The following is a 17,567-nucleotide window of genomic DNA, read 5'->3' on the forward strand; positions in this document are numbered from 1 at the left end:
AGATATAACGGTCAATAACAGAATTTGCCTGGCGGCCGTAGCGCGGTGGTCCCACCTGACCCCATGCCGAACTCAGAAGTGAAACGCCGTAGCGCCGATGGTAGTGTGGGGTCTCCCCATGCGAGAGTAGGGAACTGCCAGGCATCAAATCAGCATTAACCCCGACCGAAAGGCCGGGGTTTTTTGCTTTTTAAAGATTAAAACAGACCATAAGCCGCATATTTTCTCCGTATTACTGCAGTTCTGCCCATTCATAGATAAAATCAGCGATCTCCTCTGCATTATTAAGATCCAATACAGGGACAGAAGCGGTGAGCGGCACATCGCTGGCTATAGCAATGACATGCCGATCGATCTCTAATGCTTCAGCTTTATGGCCAGTTTCCTGCCTGAATAAAAGGATCTTAGCCACGGCTTCGTGTTTGAAACCTTCAACCAGAATTAAATCCAGTTTGTGGTTATCCATTCTTGAGGCGAGATAATGTAAATCCAGATTAGGCTCTTCGGGGGTTTCAGTCATTAGTGCCCAGCGCTTCTGGCTGGCGACAATGGTCTGCGCGGCGCCAGCTTTACGGAGTTCATAGCTATCCTTCCCGGGTTTGTCCACATCCATATCATGATGCGTGTGCTTAATGAGTCCGGGCCTGATGCCTTTATCCAATAGCAGTGGGATCAGCTGCTTCAGTAATGTGGTTTTTCCTGTTCCGCTCCAGGCTGAAATAGCCAGTAAAGGCGGCGTTATCCTTTTTTCTGCCATTGTGAAAGCTCATCGAGAGTATTTATATTGGTAAAACAAGCAGCCTGGCCATCAAAAGAGACTGAATGTCCTCCTGCGCTCAGTAAGAAATGCATCACTCGCCTTTCGCCAGCGAGCAGATATTCTCTCAATGGCAAACAAAGCGAATGATGAAGCAAAGCTACGCCAGGGTGATCCCGTAGCCCATCATTTGCCCATATTGCCAACGCGCTCCCACGCGCTTGCCAAAGCCTGCGTGCCACATCGACAGGAATATTGGGTGTATCGCAAGGGCAGAATAGCAGCCACTCACTTTCAGTTTGTTCCATCACGGCTAACATACCTGCCAATGGTCCCTGGTAACCACTCATTGAGTCCTGAATAACCGAAATCCCGCTTTGCTGATAGATCTCAAGGTTTCTGTTGGCACTGATGACAACATCGCCTACCTGTGGTTTTAATACATTGAGGACGTGCTGGAAAAGTGGCTGGCCGTTAAGCAGGGCTAATCCCTTATCATTGCCGCCCATTCTGCTTCCCCTGCCACCGGCTAGCACAACGCCGGTGACTTCTGTTAATCGCTGCACGAATATCGCCTCTTTTAATGTGGGTTTGAGCCTGCTAACGTGTTGTCTTTCACATGTGATAAGGAACACCAACATGAAATGTAAGCGCCTTAACGAACTTCTTGAGCTGCTTCAGCCTGCATGGCAAAAAGAGCCAGATCTGAACCTGATACAATTCTTGCAGAAATTGGCCGCTGAGTCAGGCTATCGCGGTGAACTGGCTGAGCTCACTGACGATGTACTGATCTATCACCTGAAAATGCGTGATTCTGCAAAAGATGATGCGATCCCTGGCCTTAAAAAAGATTATGAAGAAGACTTCAAAACGGCACTGCTGCGCGCTCGCGGTGTCATTAAGGAATAAAAGAGTAAAAGCTTGTAAGTCGAAACACTTAAGCGGTTTTGAAATGTTATCCTGAAGCATTCGTATTTACTTCCGGTTGCCGGGATGACAGACAGCGCATTTAATTTCCAGACTCTACATCCGGATACAATCCTCGATGCTCTTTTTGAACAAGGCATTCGGGTGGATTCGGGACTGACGCCGTTAAACAGTTTTGAAAACCGCGTTTATCAATTCCAGGATGAAGAACGCCAGCGTTTTGTGGTCAAGTTTTATCGCCCACATCGCTGGTCCGCGGCGCAAATTGAAGAAGAACATCACTTTGCGCTGGAACTGCTGGCCGATGAAGTGCCTATGGCTGCACCTCTTTGTTTTGCTGGAAACACTCTTCTGCAGCATCAGGGCTTTATGTTTGCCGTGTTCCCAAGCCTGGGAGGGCGGCAATATGAAACTGATAACATCGACCAGATGGAATGGGTGGGCCGCTATCTTGGGCGCATTCATCAAACGGGTCGTCGGCAGCTCTTTCAGCATCGTCCAACCTTTGGTCTGGATGAATATCTCTTCCAGCCGCGCGAGCTATTTGAAAATAGCGAGCTCATTCCCCGCGCTCTTAAGAAAGATTTTCTGACTGCAACGGATGCGTTGATAGAGGAAGTTAAACGCACCTGGCACACTGATTTTGAACCACTGCGCCTGCACGGCGATTGCCATCCTGGCAATATCCTCTGGCGCGACGGACCGCTGTTTGTTGACCTTGATGATGCTCGTAATGGCCCAGCGGTGCAGGATATCTGGATGCTGCTTAATGGAGATAAAGCCGAACAGCGGATGCAGTTAGAAACCATTATTGAAGCTTACGAAGAGTTTTCGTCATTTGATACCAGCGAGCTAACCCTGATTGAACCGTTGCGCGCTATGCGCATCGTCTATTATCTCGCGTGGCTAATGCGACGCTGGGATGACCCCGCATTCCCCCGAAATTTCCCGTGGTTTAGTGAAGAAGATTTCTGGAGAAGACAGACTGTAAGCTTTACAGAGCAGGTCCGGGTTCTACGAGAACCTCCATTACAATTAACGCCAATGTATTGATCAGTAAAATTCAGGAGAGAGTTGATTATGAAGAAGATTTGGCTGGCGCTGGCAGGCATGATCCTGGCATTTAGCGCCTCTGCGGCACAGTTTACCGACGGTAAGCAGTACATCAGCCTGGATAAACCGGTGGCTGGTGAACCACAGGTATTAGAATTTTTCTCATTCTACTGCCCACACTGCTACCAGTTTGAACAGGTTCTTCATGTGTCTGATAACGTGAAGAAAAAACTGCCTGAAGGCACCAAAATGACCAAGTATCACGTTGAGTTCCTTGGCCCATTAGGTAAAGATCTGACTCAGGCGTGGGCTGTTGCTATGGCGCTGGGCGTAGAAGATAAAATCACCTCCCCAATGTTTGAAGCCGTTCAGAAAACTCAAACCGTGCAGAATGATGCCGACATCCGCAAAGTGTTCATCGACGCGGGTGTGAAACCGGAAGAGTACGATGCGGCCTGGAACAGCTTTGTGGTGAAATCTCTGGTTGCTCAGCAAGAAAAAGCGGCAGCCGATCTCCAGCTGCAGGGCGTCCCGGCTATGTATGTTAACGGCAAATATCAGCTGAATATGCAGGGCATGGACACCAGCAGCATGGATATCTTCGTACAGCAGTATGCTGACACCGTGAAATACCTGGTTGAGAAGAAATAAGATTAAAAAAGCCGGTCATTGACCGGCTTTTTTATCCCCAGAGAGTAGCGTTTCCAGCTGCTTATCTTTCTCGCTCCACAGCATATTCAGCCAGAGCTGAAAACGGCGCTTAAAGCTCTTATCGTTAACATAATCTCCGTGAAGCTCTTCGGTAATCGGCACCAAAGAAACCCGCACAACGATTTTTGTCATTTTGCCTGAAAGCATATCGTAGAACGGCAGAAGACTATTGTCCGGGTAACACAGCGTAACGTTCAGCATCTTATCAAACTGTTTGCCCAGCACATTCATCGCCATCGCTATACCTGCCGCTTTCGGCGGTAACAGGTAGTTAAACGGTGAACGGGTCTGCTTCTTTTTCTCAGCAGTGAAGCGCGAGCCCTCAACGAAATTCACAATAGTGGTGGGGTGAGCACGAAACTTCATGCATGAACGACGGGTCGTTTCGGCATCTTTACCCCTGCGTTCAGGATGACGCAGCAAATAAGCTCTTGAATAACGTTTCATAAACGGCATATCCAGCGCCCAGCAGGCCAGCCCGATAAAAGGAACCCAGGCAAGCTGCTGCTTAAGAAAATACTTGTTCATGGGGATATGTTTGCGGAATAACACGCAAAGGATCACGATATCTGCCCAGCTCTGATGGTTGCTGATTAACAGATACCAGTTCTTTTTATTCAGGCCTTCTAATCCCTCGACATCCCATTTCAAATAAGGATTGAGGCGCAGCAGCAATGCGAGCCCTTCGCACCAGCAGTACATCATGAAATCAGCGAATACCGAGATCGAGCGCCAGATAGACGGAACGGGCAGCATCAGCTTAACGATCCCGGCTAAAATGATAGGAACAGAGCAGGCAACCGTGACCAGAATAGTCAGTGCAATGCTTAACACCAATGTGATCGCGGCGAGTAATCTCGACATAGGTAATGTTTTTGCTGGTTAGGGTGTATGGAATGCTGATATTAGCGGCAATAAGGGGCGGATCTTATCAGAAAACCTATAATGGCGACTCGCCAAATGAACAGGATTTTCACCGATCGCATTTATGGGGAGAACAGTGGCCCGTTTTTCTTACTCGCCTGAGTATATATCCACATCAAACGATCGTTGGTTAATTCAGTAAGGCTAAACTCACATCCATTTAACTTACTGAAATTAAAATGTATTTAATAAAGGATCAATAAAAATAATGCCGTGAAATTAGTTAGTTAAAAAAATATACACAAAGTTATCCACAAAAACGATCTCACGCAGGATCCCCCAATCCTGGAATTCTTTTCAGCATATTGCGCCCAATAGTTCATGTTTTTGGCCAGGCTATGGCATCCTTTAGCAATACATTAATCACAGGCATGGAACGGAACATTATGGTCCAGATCGCAGACAACCCGCTTATCCTCGTTGATGGCTCTTCCTATCTTTATCGGGCATATCATGCCTTCCCACCGTTGACGAACAGCCGTGGCGAGCCAACAGGGGCGATGTACGGTGTGCTGAACATGCTGCGTAGCCTGATTCTGCAATACCAGCCGACGCACGCTGCCGTAGTGTTTGATGCCAAAGGCAAAACGTTCCGTGATGAGCTGTTTGAGGACTATAAATCGCACCGTCCCCCAATGCCGGACGATCTCAGAGCGCAGATTGAGCCGCTGCATGCGATGGTTAAAGCGATGGGCCTGCCTTTACTGGCCGTCTCAGGTGTTGAAGCTGATGATGTTATCGGTACGCTGGCGTTGGAGGCTGAAAAAGCCGGCCGCCCGGTATTGATCAGTACCGGTGATAAAGACATGGCGCAGCTGGTGACGCCGGGCGTGACGCTGATTAACACCATGACCAATACCATCCTTGGGCCGGAAGAGGTACTGACCAAATACGGCGTACCTCCGGAGCTGATTATCGACTTCCTGGCGCTGATGGGTGACTCTTCGGACAACATCCCTGGCGTACCGGGCGTGGGTGAAAAAACGGCTCAGGCGCTGCTTCAGGGGCTGGGTGGGCTGGATACGCTTTACGCCAACCCTGAAAAAATTGCCGAACTCACCTTCCGTGGCGCGAAAACGATGGCCGCTAAGCTGGAGCAAAGCAAAGAGCTGGCCTACCTCTCCTATAAGCTCGCCACCATTAAGACCGACGTTGAGCTGGAACTGGGCTGCGAGCAGCTTGAAGTCCAGCAGCCGGCGGCAGACGAACTGCTGACACTCTTCAAGCAGTATGAATTCAAACGCTGGATAACCGACGTAGAGGCCGGGAAATGGATGCAGGCTAAAGGGGCTAAGCCGGCCGCACAACCGCAGAAAGCCGGTGAGGTTGAAGCCGAACCTGAAGTGCCAGCCAGCCAGCTCTCTTATGACAACTACGTCACTATCCTGGACGAGCGCGTACTGCTTGAATGGATTGAGCGGCTGAAAAAAGCGCCGCTGTTTGCGTTTGATACCGAGACCGACAGCCTGGACAACGTCAGTGCCAATCTGGTCGGACTTTCCTTTGCGACAGAGCCGGGTGTGGCCTGCTATATCCCCGTTGCGCATGACTATCTCGATGCGCCGGAGCAAATTTCTCGCGAACGTGCGCTGGAACTACTTAAGCCGCTGCTGGAAGATGAGAAGGCGCTGAAAGTCGGGCAAAACCTGAAATACGACCGTGGCATCATGCAAAACTATGGCATTGAACTGCGGGGTATCGCTTTTGACACCATGCTGGAATCCTACACGCTGGACAGCGTCGCAGGCCGCCATGATATGGACAGCCTGGCCGATCGCTGGCTGAAGCACCAAACCATCTCGTTTGAAGAGATTGCCGGCAAAGGCAAAAAACAGCTGACCTTTAACCAGATCGATTTGGAAACTGCCGGGCGCTATGCGGCAGAAGATGCGGATGTCACCCTGCAGCTGCACCTGAAGATGTGGCCGAAACTCGAGAAGGTTGCAGGCCCATTAAGCATCTTTAAAAACGTTGAAATGCCGCTGGTGCCGGTAATTTCGCGCATTGAACGCAACGGCGTGAAAATCGATCCGGCTATTTTGCACGCGCATTCTGGTGAGCTGACTAAGCGCCTGGCCGAGCTTGAACGCAAAGCTCATGAAATCGCCGGAGAAGAATTTAATCTCTCTTCTACAAAGCAGCTGCAAACCATTCTCTTTGAAAAGCAGGGAATTAAGCCGCTGAAGAAAACGCCGGGCGGAGCGCCTTCGACGTCCGAAGAGGTGCTTGAAGAGCTGGCGCTGGACTATCCGCTGCCGAAAGTGATCCTGGAATACCGTGGCCTTGCGAAGCTGAAATCCACCTATACCGACAAGCTACCGCTGATGATTAGCCCGATAACCGGGCGCGTGCATACGTCTTATCACCAGGCAGTTACGGCCACCGGGCGTTTATCTTCTACCGATCCTAACCTGCAGAACATTCCTGTTCGCAACGAAGAAGGGCGCCGTATTCGTCAGGCCTTTATTGCGCCTAAGGACTACGTGATTCTTTCTGCGGACTACTCGCAAATTGAACTGCGTATCATGGCCCACCTCTCCCGCGATAAAGGCCTGTTAAGCGCCTTTGCCGAAGGCAAAGATATCCACCGCGCCACCGCTGCGGAAGTGTTTGGTCTGCCGCTAGAAAGCGTCACCGGCGAACAGCGTCGCAGTGCGAAGGCAATTAACTTTGGTCTGATCTACGGCATGAGCGCCTTTGGCCTTTCCCGCCAGCTCAATATTCCGCGGAAAGAGTCGCAGAAGTATATGGATCTCTACTTCGAGCGTTATCCGGGTGTGCTGGAGTATATGGAGCGTACGCGTGCTCAGGCGAAAGATCAGGGTTATGTTGAGACGCTGGATGGCCGTCGTCTCTACCTGCCGGACATCAATTCCAGCAACGGTGCTCGCCGCGCCGGCGCGGAACGTGCTGCGATTAACGCCCCTATGCAGGGTACTGCCGCCGATATTATCAAGCGCGCGATGATTGCAGTCGACGGCTGGCTGGAGACAGACAAGCCACGTGTGAAAATGATCATGCAGGTGCACGATGAACTGGTGTTCGAAGTGCACAAAGACGACGTGGAAGCGGTGTCTAAAAAGGTGCATGAGTTGATGGAAAGCAGCATGAAGCTCGACGTGCCGTTGCTGGTGGAAGTCGGCAGTGGCAAAAACTGGGATGAGGCGCATTAATCGACAATTGCTCAGGTCATGTTTTTGTAACTAAGCAACATAAGTCATAGCTTTTTGTGATGATGATTCAAGAATGTGATGCAAAAAGTGAAAAAAAACTACAAAAAATGCTTTTTTGAGCGATTAAAAAGGAGTAAAGTTATTCGCGTAGGGTACAGAGGTAAGATGTTCTATCTTTCAGACCTTTTACTTCACGTAATCGGATTTGGCTGAATATTTAGCCGCCCCAGTCAGAAATGACTGGGGCGTTTTTTATTGCGCGAAAGAAAAGAAAAACGCGGCCAAGGCCGCGTTGTGAACTGAGAGTGAGCAGACGATCCTTGAAGGGACGAATTACTCTTCAGCCGCTTCCTCTTCCACCGCTGGCGGAAGATCGTTGTACCAGCTATCCAGCTTCAGGCGCAGTTTATCAACGCCGGTTTTCTTCAGGGAAGAGAACGCCTCGACCTCGATATTTCCGCCAAACGCCAGAATCGCTTCACGCACCATATTCAGCTGTGCTTTACGCGCGCCTGATGCGAGCTTATCGGCTTTGGTCAGCAGCAGCATGACTTCGATATTGCTGGCTACTGCCCACTCAATCATCTGCTGATCGAGATCTTTCAGTGGATGACGGATATCCATCAGCACGACCAGGCCTTTCAGACTGTTACGCTTTTGCAGGTATTCCCCCAGCGCGCGCTGCCATTTGTGTTTCACCTCTTCCGGGACTTCGGCATAGCCGTAGCCAGGTAAATCTACCAGGCGTTTGCCTTCGGCAACTTCAAACAGGTTGATGAGCTGCGTACGGCCAGGGGTTTTACTGGTACGCGCCAGGCTTTTCTGATTGGTCAGCGTGTTCAGCGAGCTGGATTTCCCCGCGTTAGAGCGGCCTGCGAAAGCAACCTCAATACCGGTATCAGAAGGCAGATGGCGAATGTCCGGTGCGCTGAGCACGAACTTAGTCAGTTGATAGTTCCAGTTTTTCAAAACGGTTGTCTCCGTCAGGTAAGCATTTGCCGGGGATTATACCTGAACGAGCGGAAAACGCCGTGTTTCTCGCCAGAAGCAGAAGGCTTACAGCGAAGTGGATTGATTTTGTAAGTCATTTGCTATGGTAAATGGCAGATATCCCGGTGAATATTGGCAACGATTTATTCAAGAGTGGTTTATTTTCAAATAATTAACTGATTAGTTCATTGTGGGGGAAGCCGTGAGCGTGGGCGGCCACCTTGTTAATAACAAGCGTAGCGGTAAAGTGAGTGTGTCGGCGAAGGAAGGACAGGGTTGTCTCAAGCTAACATGGAATATTTGCTCCTTTACGGGGGCCAGAATAAGAAAAAGGCGACGGGTTAACCTGTCGCCTTTTTTCTTTGCTTGCTTTCTGCTAGATTCCGCCGCAATTCTATACTGAATAAAATGGCTTAAGACGACTTATCATGAAGCAACCAAACTCGGCACCACAAGGTAAAAAACCGGCAAAAGCACGCCGTAAATCACGCGAAGAGCTTGACCAGGAAGCGCGTGAGCGTAAGCGCCAGAAAAAACACAGCGGCCACGCAGCGGGGAGCCGCGCGAATGGTGGCAATCAGGCGAAAGGCGGCAAATCATCGGGTCAGGCGAAAGACCCTCGCATTGGCAGTAAAAAACCTATTCAACTGGGCGTAACCGATGCAGCACCGGTCGCTAAACAGCACAAACCGAAGAGCGAGAAACCTATGCTAACACCACAGGCTGAGCTGGATATGCTGGAAAACGATGAGCGCCTGGATGGGCTGCTGGAGCGTCTGGAAGCAGGCGAAACCCTTAGCAAGGAAGAGCAGTCCTGGGTGGATGCGAAGCTCGACCGCATCGATGCACTAATGGAACAGCTCGGCATCGCCTGGGAAGACGATGAAGAGGAAGAAGAAGAAAAAGCGGATGATTTGATGCGTCTGCTGAAGGGCGGTAACTGACGTTTACTCCTATGGGATTACCTGCTCTTATTATGGTTATTCCGCTGGTGTGTTATCTGCTGTGGTTATTCGTTAAACTACGGCGGCTGTCGCGGCTGCAGAATTCGCTGCGGCGAAGGGTTATGGCTCGTGGAATGAGCGGGCCAGCTTCGCCTCGTCGGCGCCGGCGACAACACCGCAAGGAGTGAGTATGTCTGAGCAGTTAATCGACTGGGATCTGGCTCTGATCCAGAAATATAATTATTCAGGGCCGCGTTACACCTCTTATCCAACCGCACTGGAATTTTCTGAAGCCTTTGGCGAACCGGCATTTTTGCAGGCGGTTGCCCGTTACCCGGAGCGGCCGCTGTCGCTTTATGTGCATATCCCGTTCTGCCACAAGCTTTGCTATTTCTGTGGCTGCAATAAAATTGTGACCCGCCAGCAGCACAAGGCCGACCAGTATCTCGATGCTCTGGAGCAGGAAATCATCCACCGTGCGCCGCTGTTTGCGGGCCGGCAGGTTAGCCAGCTGCACTGGGGCGGCGGGACGCCAACTTATCTGAGCAAAGCGCAAATAAGCCGCCTGATGGCGCTGTTGCGTGGCAATTTCCATTTTAATGATGACGCGGAACTGTCTATTGAAGTTGACCCGCGTGAAATTGAACTGGATGTGCTCGACCATCTTCGGCAGGAAGGCTTTACCCGCCTTAGTATGGGCGTTCAGGACTTCAATAAAGAAGTGCAGCGCCTCGTCAACCGCGAGCAGGACGAAGCGTTTATCTTCGCGCTGATCGAGCGTGCGCGGGCACTGGGGTTTACTTCCACCAACATTGACCTGATTTACGGCCTGCCAAAGCAAACGCCGGAAAGCTTTGCCTTCACGCTCAAGCGCGTAGCCGAGCTAAGCCCGCATCGCCTTAGCGTTTTCAACTATGCGCATCTGCCGACGCTATTCGCCGCCCAGCGCAAGATTAAAGACGCTGATTTACCGAGCGCGCAGCAGAAGCTGGATATCCTGCAGGAAACCATCGACTCGCTGACGGGGTCTGGTTACCAGTTTATCGGGATGGATCACTTTGCCCGCCCGGACGATGAACTGGCGATTGCCCAGCGGGAAGGCAAACTACACCGTAATTTCCAGGGGTATACCACTCAAGGGGATACCGACCTGCTGGGGCTTGGCGTGTCGGCAATTAGCATGATTGGCGACTGTTACGCGCAGAACCAGAAAGAGCTAAAGCGCTATTATCAGCAGGTGGATGAGCAGGGCAATGCGCTGTGGCGTGGCCTGGCGCTCACGCGGGACGATTGCATTCGCCGCGATGTTATCAAGGCGCTGATCTGCAACTTCCAGCTTAACTTCGCCGACATTGAGCAGGTATGGTCGCTGACGTTTGCGGATTACTTTGCCGAGGACTTAGGCCTTCTGGCGCCGCTGGCGAAAGATGGGCTGGTGGAGGTCAGTGAGCAGGGGATTCAGGTGACCGGCAAGGGACGCCTGCTTATTCGCAACATTTGCATGTGTTTTGATGCCTATCTGAGGCAAAAGGCGCGCCTGCAGCAGTTTTCCAGAGTGATATAAAAAAGGCGGGGTTTCCCCGCCTTCTCTTTTAGCTAAAGAAGCTCACCAGTAACGCGCACATCACCGCGGCTACTGCCGTCTGCGGCGAATGGCCAGCGGCTGCACCAGCTTCAGCGCCGCGCGTGACCATATGAATTACGGATTCCAACATAACTGACTCTCCTGCCTGAACGCGCCCGATCATACTTAACCCGGCACGGCAGTAAAGTACAAAATAGCAGCAATTTGCGGGCTGATTTGCTTCTTTACAAAATGGCCGAACGTTACTCCATACCCAGCTCTTTTAGCTTACGAGTCAGCGTGTTTCGGCCCCATCCCAGCAGGCGAGCTGCTTCTTGTTTATGCCCCTGAGTATGTCTCAGCGCAGTGGTTAGCAGCGTGCGTTCCATTTCCGGCTGCGCCTCAGAAAGCAGATCCTGATGGCCGGAGCGCAACGCTCGTTCCGCCCACTGTGCCAACAGCATGGCCCAGCTGTCCGGGTTGGTCTGCGTGACCCCGCCGCTTTCGGTCACTGTCGTTTCAAACAGCTCGCTCGGGAGATCCTGAATAAGCACTTCCTGACCCGCTGCCATGACCGTCAACCAGCGACAGGTGTTTTCCAATTGGCGCACGTTGCCGGGCCAGGCGAGACGCGTTAAGGCGTTTTCCGTTTCCGGATGCAGCAGCTTTGCTTCCACGCCCAGTTCGCGCGCGGCCACTTGCAGGAAATGGCGTGCCAGACGCGGAATATCTTCCCGACGCTCGCGAAGCGGAGGCAGGTGCACGCGGATGACGTTCAGACGGTGGAACAAGTCCTCACGAAACTTGCCTTCCTGTACCCGCTGCTCAAGGTTCTGGTGGGTTGCCGCAATGATGCGGACATCCACTTTTACCGCCGCGTAGCCGCCCACGCGGTAAAACTGTCCGTCGGCCAGCACGCGCAGCAAACGAGTCTGAACGTCCAGCGGCATATCACCTATTTCGTCGAGAAACAGCGTGCCGCCGTCAGCCTGTTCGAAGCGCCCCTGGCGAATCTGGTTGGCGCCGGTGAAAGCCCCTTTTTCATGCCCGAACAGCTCTGACTCGATTAAATCTTTGGGAATAGCCGCCATATTGAGCGCGATAAACGGCGATTTAACCCGCGGGCTGTGGCGGTGCAGCGCGTGCGCCACAAGCTCTTTACCGGTCCCGGATTCGCCGTTAATCAGTACGCTGATGGAGGAGCGCGACAGACGGCCAATAATACGAAACACGTCCTGCATCGCCGGGGCTTCGCCGATGATGTCGGTCGTTGGCCCGTTATCCGGCGCATTTCGCGGCTGCTGCTGTTCCTGATAGTGGCTGATAGCGCGTTCAACCAGCGCTACCGCCTCGTCGATATCAAACGGTTTTGGCAGATAATCGAAAGCCCCTTGCTGATAGGCGCTAACGGCTGCGTCTAAATCAGAATGCGCGGTCATGATGATGACCGGCAGCATCGGGTGGCGCTGCTTAATCTGCTTTAACAGGGCAAGACCGTCCATGCCGGGCATACGAATGTCCGACAGCAGCACGTCCGGGGTTTTGGTCGCCAGCGCGTCCAGCACCTCATTGCCACTCTCAAAGGTGGTGCAGCTTAATCCGGCTCCGGTTAACGCGCGCTCAAGGACCCAGCGGATGGAGCTATCGTCGTCAACGACCCAAACTATCCCTCGTTGCATAATGACCTCTACTTCCGAATAGGCAGGTAAACCGAAAATTCGGTATGACCAGGCCAACTGTTGAATTCGATTTTCCCCGAATGCTGGTCGATCAGGCTACGCGCGATGGAAAGACCCAGCCCGGTGCCGCCCTCTCGCCCACTGACCATCGGGTAGAACAACGTGTCCTGCAAATGTGCCGGGATACCCGGGCCGTTATCTTCAATATCTATGCGTGCCGCGAGGCGGTAGCGAGAACCGTGCAGCGTCAGCTGGAAAGCGGTACGGGTACGCAAGATAATCTCGCCCCCTTCGCTACCCAGCGCCTGCAGCGCATTGCGTACGATATTCAGCAAAACTTGCTCAATTTGGTCAGGGTCGTGCGCAAACTCCGGCAAACTCGGATCGTAATCCCGTACAAGAGTGACGTTATCCGGCAGCTCCATCGACACGAGTTTCACCACGCGTTCGGCAACTTTATGAATGCTTTCGGTGACGTGCATCCCCGGCTGCTGGGGCCCTAGCAGACGATCCACCAGATTACGTAGGCGGTCCGCCTGTTCAATAATGACTTTGGTGTACTCCGTCAGCGATGGGTCAGGGAGCGCTTTACTCAGCAGTTGCGCCGCGCCACGTAAGCCGCCTAACGGGTTTTTAATCTCATGCGCAAGGCCACGAACTAAATCTCGGGCAGCAATCTGTTGCGCATGTTGCAGCTGTTCCTGACTCAATCGACGCTGATTATCCATCGGCGCCATTTCCATCAGGATGTACCCTTCCGGCAGCTTTTGTGCCGTCAGAGAAAGAATGTGCGATCGGCCATCAATGACCAGAGTCACTTCGTTGTCGGTAAACCCCTGGCCTGCCATCAGGCTTTCCTGCATGACGCCAATATTCAACGAGAAATAACTCAATAGATCCGGCAAAGGTGTGCCGTACAGCTTGCGTGAACTCTGCGCCAGCAGCTGCTGAGCCGCAGGGTTGGCGTAGTGAACCGCCAGCTCGTCATCCACGAGCAGGATGCTGTTGATGAGAGAATTCAGAATCTGCCCAGCATCGGGCAGCGCGCCAGTTGCCATACAGCAGTCTCCGTGCACCGTTTTAGTGCATTATAGTCTTTGAGTGACAAAAAACAGCGTCACAGGAGGATCCGATGGAGAAAAAAGCCCATCCGAAGATGGGCCAAAGTTTCCACGGCAACAAAAAACAACTTCAATTAGACGCTGTAGTACAGCTCGAACTCTACCGGATGCGGAGTCATGCGAACGCGGTCGTTTTCTTCAGTGCGCAGCGCGATGTAAGCATCGATAGCGTCGTCGGTGAATACGCCACCCGCAGTCAGGAACTCACGGTCTTCGCTCAGTGCATTCAGGGCTTCTTCCAGAGAGCCAGCAACCTGTGGGATCTCTTTCGCTTCTTCTGGCGGCAGGTCATACAGGTTTTTATCCATGGCTTCGCCTGGGTGGATCTTGTTCTTAATACCGTCCAGACCGGCCATCAGCAGCGCTGCGAAGCACAGGTATGGGTTAGCCGCTGGGTCCGGGAAGCGCACTTCGATACGACGTGCTTTCGGAGACGCAACCACCGGGATACGGATAGAAGCAGAACGGTTACGGGCAGAGTAAGCCAGCATAACTGGAGCTTCGTAGCCTGGGACCAGACGCTTGTAGGAGTTGGTGGTTGGGTTCGCCAGGGCGTTGATCGCTTTAGCGTGTTTGATAACACCCCCGATGTAGTACAGCGCTTGCTCAGACAGGCCAGCATATTTGTCACCGGAGAACAGGTTTACGCCGTTCTTGGACAGGGACATGTGGCAGTGCATGCCGGAACCGTTATCGCCAAACATTGGTTTTGGCATAAAGGTCGCGGTTTTGCCGTAAGCGTGAGCCACGTTGTGTACAACGTATTTGTAGATCTGAATTTCATCAGCTTTTTTGGTCATGGTGTTGAAGCGGGTTGCCACTTCGTTCTGACCAGCGGTCGCCACTTCGTGGTGATGAGCTTCAACAACCAGGCCCATCTGCTCCATGGTCAGACACATAGCAGAACGCAGGTCCTGAGAAGAGTCGACCGGTGGCACTGGGAAGTAACCGCCTTTCACCGCTGGACGGTGGCCTTTGTTACCGCCTTCGTATTTGGTGCCGGTGTTCCATGCGCCTTCGATATCATCGATAGCTACGTGGGAGCCGGAGATAGAGCTGCCGAAGCGAATGTCGTCGAACAGGAAGAATTCTGGCTCTGGCCCGAACAGAACGGTGTCTGCGATGCCGGTAGAGCGCAGGTAGTCTTCAGCGCGTTTTGCAATAGAACGCGGGTCACGGTCGTAGCCCTGCATAGTGCCTGGCTCGAGAATGTCACAGCGGATAATCAAGGTAGAGTCCGCGAAGAACGGGTCGATTACCGCCGTCGTTGGGTCTGGCATCAGCACCATGTCGGATTCGTTGATACCTTTCCAGCCACCAATCGAGGAGCCGTCAAACATTTTGCCTTCTTCGAAGAAGTCAGCATTTACCTGATGAGCAGGAATAGTGACGTGCTGTTCTTTACCTTTAGTGTCGGTAAAGCGCAGATCAACAAACTTAACTTCATGCTCATTCAGCATCGTCAAAACGTGTTCAGCGGACATACTTAAACTCTCCCGGATTGGTGTAGTCGTCGTGGTAACGAGGTAATCAAACACTTCTTAATGTGGCTTTTCGCCATAAAATGTTTAAAGCGAAATCTGTGCCAACTTTTAAATCACCCTAAAAAGGCGCTATCATGCGCACCATAGTGCAAAAGGGCTGCACCAGGATGAATAATTTGCACCAATATAGTGCTTCAGTATGAAACCTGAGCACCATATTGGTGCAATTTACGTTATGGCTCCCTTTTTAGCTCCGTGAAAGCGATCACAAACCCTTACTTTCTGCATTGTTTGTAAAGGTTCTTTGTGATCCTGTTCTGTCCTTCGATTAATACGTGTACAATAACGCGCTATTTCTAATGCCTGAGGCAAAGTTGTGATCGAAAATCTGCGTAATATCGCCATCATCGCGCACGTTGACCATGGTAAAACTACCCTGGTTGATAAGCTGCTGCAGCAATCTGGTACTTTCAGTAACGAACGTGCTGAAGCCACTGAACGCGTGATGGACTCCAATGACCTGGAGAAAGAGCGTGGGATTACCATCCTCGCTAAAAACACCGCTATCAAATGGAATGACTATCGTATCAACATCGTTGATACCCCAGGACACGCCGACTTCGGTGGTGAAGTTGAGCGCGTAATGTCAATGGTTGACTCCGTTCTGCTGGTGGTTGACGCAATGGATGGCCCAATGCCGCAGACGCGCTTCGTAACCAAGAAGGCGTTTGCCCATGGTTTGAAGCCGATCGTGGTTATCAACAAAGTTGACCGCCCTGGCGCGCGTCCTGACTGGGTTGTGGATCAGGTCTTCGACCTGTTCGTTAACCTTGATGCGACCGACGAACAGCTCGACTTCCCAATCATCTATGCATCCGCACTGAACGGCATCGCGGGTATGGATCACAATGATATGGCGGCGGATATGACTCCACTGTACCAGGCCATTGTCGATCGCGTACCGGCACCGAACGTTGACCTCGACGGTCCACTGCAGATGCAAATTTCCCAGCTGGACTACAACAACTACGTTGGTGTTATCGGCATCGGCCGTATCAAACGCGGTAAAGTGAAGCCAAACCAGCAGATCACTATCATTGATAGCGAAGGGAAAACCCGTAACGGTAAAGTCGGTAAAGTGCTGACCCACCTGGGTCTGGAGCGTATCGAGTCTACCGAAGCTGAAGCTGGCGACATCATCGCTATCACCGGCCTGGGCGAGCTGAACATCTCCGACACCATTTGCGACCCGCAAAATGTTGAAGCGCTGCCGGCGTTGTCCGTAGATGAACCAACCGTTTCCATGTTCTTCAACGTCAACACCTCTCCGTTCTGCGGTAAAGAAGGTAAGTTCGTGACCTCTCGTCAGATTCTGGATCGTCTGAACAAAGAGCTGGTTCACAACGTTGCGCTGCGTGTTGAAGAAACCGAAGATGCGGACGCATTCCGCGTTTCCGGTCGTGGTGAACTGCACCTCTCCGTTCTGATCGAAAACATGCGTCGTGAAGGTTTCGAGCTGGCGGTATCCCGTCCGAAAGTTATCTTCCGCGAAATCGACGGCCGTAAACAAGAGCCGTTCGAAAACGTGACGCTGGATATCGAAGAGCAGCATCAGGGCTCCGTGATGCAGGCGCTCGGTGAGCGTAAAGGCGACCTGAAAAACATGAATCCAGACGGCAAAGGCCGCGTGCGTCTTGACTACGTTATCCCAAGCCGTGGTCTGATCGGCTTCCGTAACGAATTCATGACCATGACCTCCGGTACCGGTCTGCTGTACTCCACCTTCAGCCACTATGACGACATTCGTCAGGGCGAAGTGGGTCAGCGCCAGAACGGCGTACTGATCTCTAACGGTCAGGGTAAAGCGGTTGCGTTTGCGCTGTTCGGTCTGCAGGATCGCGGCAAGCTGTTCCTGGGCCACGGGGCTGAAGTTTACGAAGGCCAGATCATCGGTATTCACAGTCGTTCTAACGACCTGACCGTAAACTGCCTGACCGGTAAGAAGCTGACCAACATGCGTGCTTCCGGTACTGACGAAGCGACCACCCTGGTTCCTGCGCAGAAAATGACCCTGGAGCAAGCTCTGGAGTTCATCGATGACGACGAACTGGTTGAAGTGACCCCGCTGTCCGTGCGTATCCGTAAGCGCCACCTGACTGAAAACGACCGTAAACGTGCGGGTCGTGGTAGCAAAGAAGCTTAAGTTTCTTTTCTGCAGTCTGCTGAAGCCCTGCCTGTAA

The 17,567-nt window shown here is 52.1% G+C and carries 16 protein-coding genes and 1 rRNA gene; 9 read left to right on the forward strand and 8 right to left on the reverse strand.

Going from position 1 to position 17,567, the window contains the following annotated elements:
• Positions 1-27 precede the first annotated feature (27 nt).
• Positions 28-143: ribosomal RNA gene (gene rrf, locus A936_RS10150) — 5S ribosomal RNA — on the forward strand.
• A gap of 89 nt (positions 144-232) precedes the next feature.
• Here the strand turns inward: rrf and mobB are convergent.
• Positions 233-757 (reverse strand): molybdopterin-guanine dinucleotide biosynthesis protein MobB, encoded by a 525-nt coding sequence (mobB, locus tag A936_RS10155; RefSeq protein ID WP_008457374.1) that lies wholly within the window; start codon positions 755-757, stop codon positions 233-235.
• The gene (mobA, locus tag A936_RS10160) at positions 739-1,323 is read right to left on the reverse strand and encodes a molybdenum cofactor guanylyltransferase MobA (RefSeq protein WP_034808753.1); all 585 of its coding nucleotides are present in this window, start codon (positions 1,321-1,323) and stop codon (positions 739-741) included. Before mobA ends, mobB begins: the two co-directional genes overlap by 19 nt.
• A gap of 73 nt (positions 1,324-1,396) precedes the next feature.
• Between mobA and A936_RS10165 the strand changes: the two genes are divergently transcribed.
• The 3 genes from A936_RS10165 (at position 1,397) to dsbA (ending at position 3,388) form a co-directional block, all read left to right on the forward strand.
• Entirely contained in the window at positions 1,397-1,666 is a 270-nt protein-coding gene (locus A936_RS10165) for a YihD family protein (protein ID WP_008457378.1), read from the forward strand.
• Between the two features lie 84 nt (positions 1,667-1,750).
• The gene (locus A936_RS10170; protein WP_008457379.1) at positions 1,751-2,737 is read left to right on the forward strand and encodes a serine/threonine protein kinase; all 987 of its coding nucleotides are present in this window, start codon (positions 1,751-1,753) and stop codon (positions 2,735-2,737) included.
• Positions 2,738-2,764: 27 nt separating this feature from the next.
• Entirely contained in the window at positions 2,765-3,388 is a 624-nt protein-coding gene (dsbA, locus tag A936_RS10175; protein WP_008457380.1) for a thiol:disulfide interchange protein DsbA, read from the forward strand.
• A gap of 15 nt (positions 3,389-3,403) precedes the next feature.
• Here dsbA and yihG read toward each other — a convergent pair whose 3' ends face one another.
• Positions 3,404-4,312 carry a 1-acylglycerol-3-phosphate O-acyltransferase, YihG family gene (gene yihG / locus A936_RS10180; protein WP_008457381.1) on the reverse strand — a complete coding sequence of 303 codons (909 nt, stop codon included), beginning with the start codon at positions 4,310-4,312 and terminating at the stop codon, positions 3,404-3,406.
• Between the two features lie 446 nt (positions 4,313-4,758).
• Here yihG and polA point away from each other — a divergent pair, with 446 nt between their 5' ends.
• On the forward strand, positions 4,759-7,545 hold the full coding sequence (gene polA, locus A936_RS10185; protein WP_008457382.1) for a DNA polymerase I: 2,787 nt from the start codon (positions 4,759-4,761) through the stop codon (positions 7,543-7,545).
• A gap of 165 nt (positions 7,546-7,710) precedes the next feature.
• On the forward strand, positions 7,711-7,758 hold the full coding sequence (gene spfP / locus A936_RS24075) for a small protein SpfP (protein WP_071892919.1): 48 nt from the start codon (positions 7,711-7,713) through the stop codon (positions 7,756-7,758).
• 120 nt (positions 7,759-7,878) lie between these two features.
• Here spfP and yihA read toward each other — a convergent pair whose 3' ends face one another.
• Positions 7,879-8,514, reverse strand: a complete 636-nt coding sequence (gene yihA, locus A936_RS10190) for a ribosome biogenesis GTP-binding protein YihA/YsxC (protein ID WP_008457383.1) — start codon at positions 8,512-8,514, stop codon at positions 7,879-7,881.
• Between the two features lie 449 nt (positions 8,515-8,963).
• Between yihA and yihI the strand changes: the two genes are divergently transcribed.
• A complete protein-coding gene (gene yihI / locus A936_RS10195; RefSeq protein WP_008457385.1) occupies positions 8,964-9,479 on the forward strand; it encodes a Der GTPase-activating protein YihI in 516 nt (171 codons plus the stop codon).
• A gap of 190 nt (positions 9,480-9,669) precedes the next feature.
• Positions 9,670-11,043, forward strand: coding sequence for an oxygen-independent coproporphyrinogen III oxidase (hemN, locus tag A936_RS10200; protein WP_008457387.1), 1,374 nt, complete (start codon positions 9,670-9,672; stop codon positions 11,041-11,043).
• A gap of 28 nt (positions 11,044-11,071) precedes the next feature.
• Here the strand turns inward: hemN and A936_RS23470 are convergent, their stop codons facing one another.
• From A936_RS23470 to glnA, 4 genes are all read right to left on the reverse strand, one after another.
• Positions 11,072-11,194 carry a YshB family small membrane protein gene (locus A936_RS23470; RefSeq protein ID WP_008457389.1) on the reverse strand — a complete coding sequence of 41 codons (123 nt, stop codon included), beginning with the start codon at positions 11,192-11,194 and terminating at the stop codon, positions 11,072-11,074.
• A gap of 112 nt (positions 11,195-11,306) precedes the next feature.
• The gene (glnG, locus tag A936_RS10205; RefSeq protein ID WP_008457391.1) at positions 11,307-12,722 is read right to left on the reverse strand and encodes a nitrogen regulation protein NR(I); all 1,416 of its coding nucleotides are present in this window, start codon (positions 12,720-12,722) and stop codon (positions 11,307-11,309) included.
• Positions 12,723-12,730: 8 nt separating this feature from the next.
• A complete protein-coding gene (gene glnL, locus A936_RS10210; protein WP_008457392.1) occupies positions 12,731-13,780 on the reverse strand; it encodes a nitrogen regulation protein NR(II) in 1,050 nt (349 codons plus the stop codon).
• Positions 13,781-13,917: 137 nt separating this feature from the next.
• A complete protein-coding gene (glnA, locus tag A936_RS10215; RefSeq protein WP_008457394.1) occupies positions 13,918-15,327 on the reverse strand; it encodes a glutamate--ammonia ligase in 1,410 nt (469 codons plus the stop codon).
• A 376-nt stretch (positions 15,328-15,703) separates the two neighbouring features.
• Here glnA and typA point away from each other — a divergent pair, with 376 nt between their 5' ends.
• Positions 15,704-17,530: a ribosome-dependent GTPase TypA gene (gene typA, locus A936_RS10220; RefSeq protein ID WP_008457395.1), complete on the forward strand. Its 1,827-nt coding sequence runs from the start codon at positions 15,704-15,706 to the stop codon at positions 17,528-17,530.
• Positions 17,531-17,567 lie beyond the last annotated feature (37 nt).

It is taken from the genome of Enterobacter sp. Ag1 (assembly GCA_000277545.1).
In the GTDB taxonomy this organism is placed as follows: Bacteria; Pseudomonadota; Gammaproteobacteria; order Enterobacterales; family Enterobacteriaceae; genus Cedecea.

Excerpts from the sequence above, each read along its gene's own strand:
- glnG (WP_008457391.1), bottom strand. The coding sequence starts at position 12,722 with ATGCAACGAGGGATAGTTTGGGTCGTTGACGACGATAGCTCCATCCGC.
- yihG (WP_008457381.1), bottom strand. The coding sequence starts at position 4,312 with ATGTCGAGATTACTCGCCGCGATCACATTGGTGTTAAGCATTGCACTG.
- A936_RS10165 (WP_008457378.1), top strand. The coding sequence starts at position 1,397 with ATGAAATGTAAGCGCCTTAACGAACTTCTTGAGCTGCTTCAGCCTGCA.
- yihI (WP_008457385.1), top strand. The coding sequence starts at position 8,964 with ATGAAGCAACCAAACTCGGCACCACAAGGTAAAAAACCGGCAAAAGCA.
- polA (WP_008457382.1), top strand. The coding sequence starts at position 4,759 with ATGGTCCAGATCGCAGACAACCCGCTTATCCTCGTTGATGGCTCTTCC.
- glnA (WP_008457394.1), bottom strand. The coding sequence starts at position 15,327 with ATGTCCGCTGAACACGTTTTGACGATGCTGAATGAGCATGAAGTTAAG.
- A936_RS23470 (WP_008457389.1), bottom strand. The coding sequence starts at position 11,194 with ATGTTGGAATCCGTAATTCATATGGTCACGCGCGGCGCTGAAGCTGGT.
- glnL (WP_008457392.1), bottom strand. The coding sequence starts at position 13,780 with ATGGCAACTGGCGCGCTGCCCGATGCTGGGCAGATTCTGAATTCTCTC.
- dsbA (WP_008457380.1), top strand. The coding sequence starts at position 2,765 with ATGAAGAAGATTTGGCTGGCGCTGGCAGGCATGATCCTGGCATTTAGC.
- mobB (WP_008457374.1), bottom strand. The coding sequence starts at position 757 with ATGGCAGAAAAAAGGATAACGCCGCCTTTACTGGCTATTTCAGCCTGG.
- A936_RS10170 (WP_008457379.1), top strand. The coding sequence starts at position 1,751 with ATGACAGACAGCGCATTTAATTTCCAGACTCTACATCCGGATACAATC.
- hemN (WP_008457387.1), top strand. The coding sequence starts at position 9,670 with ATGTCTGAGCAGTTAATCGACTGGGATCTGGCTCTGATCCAGAAATAT.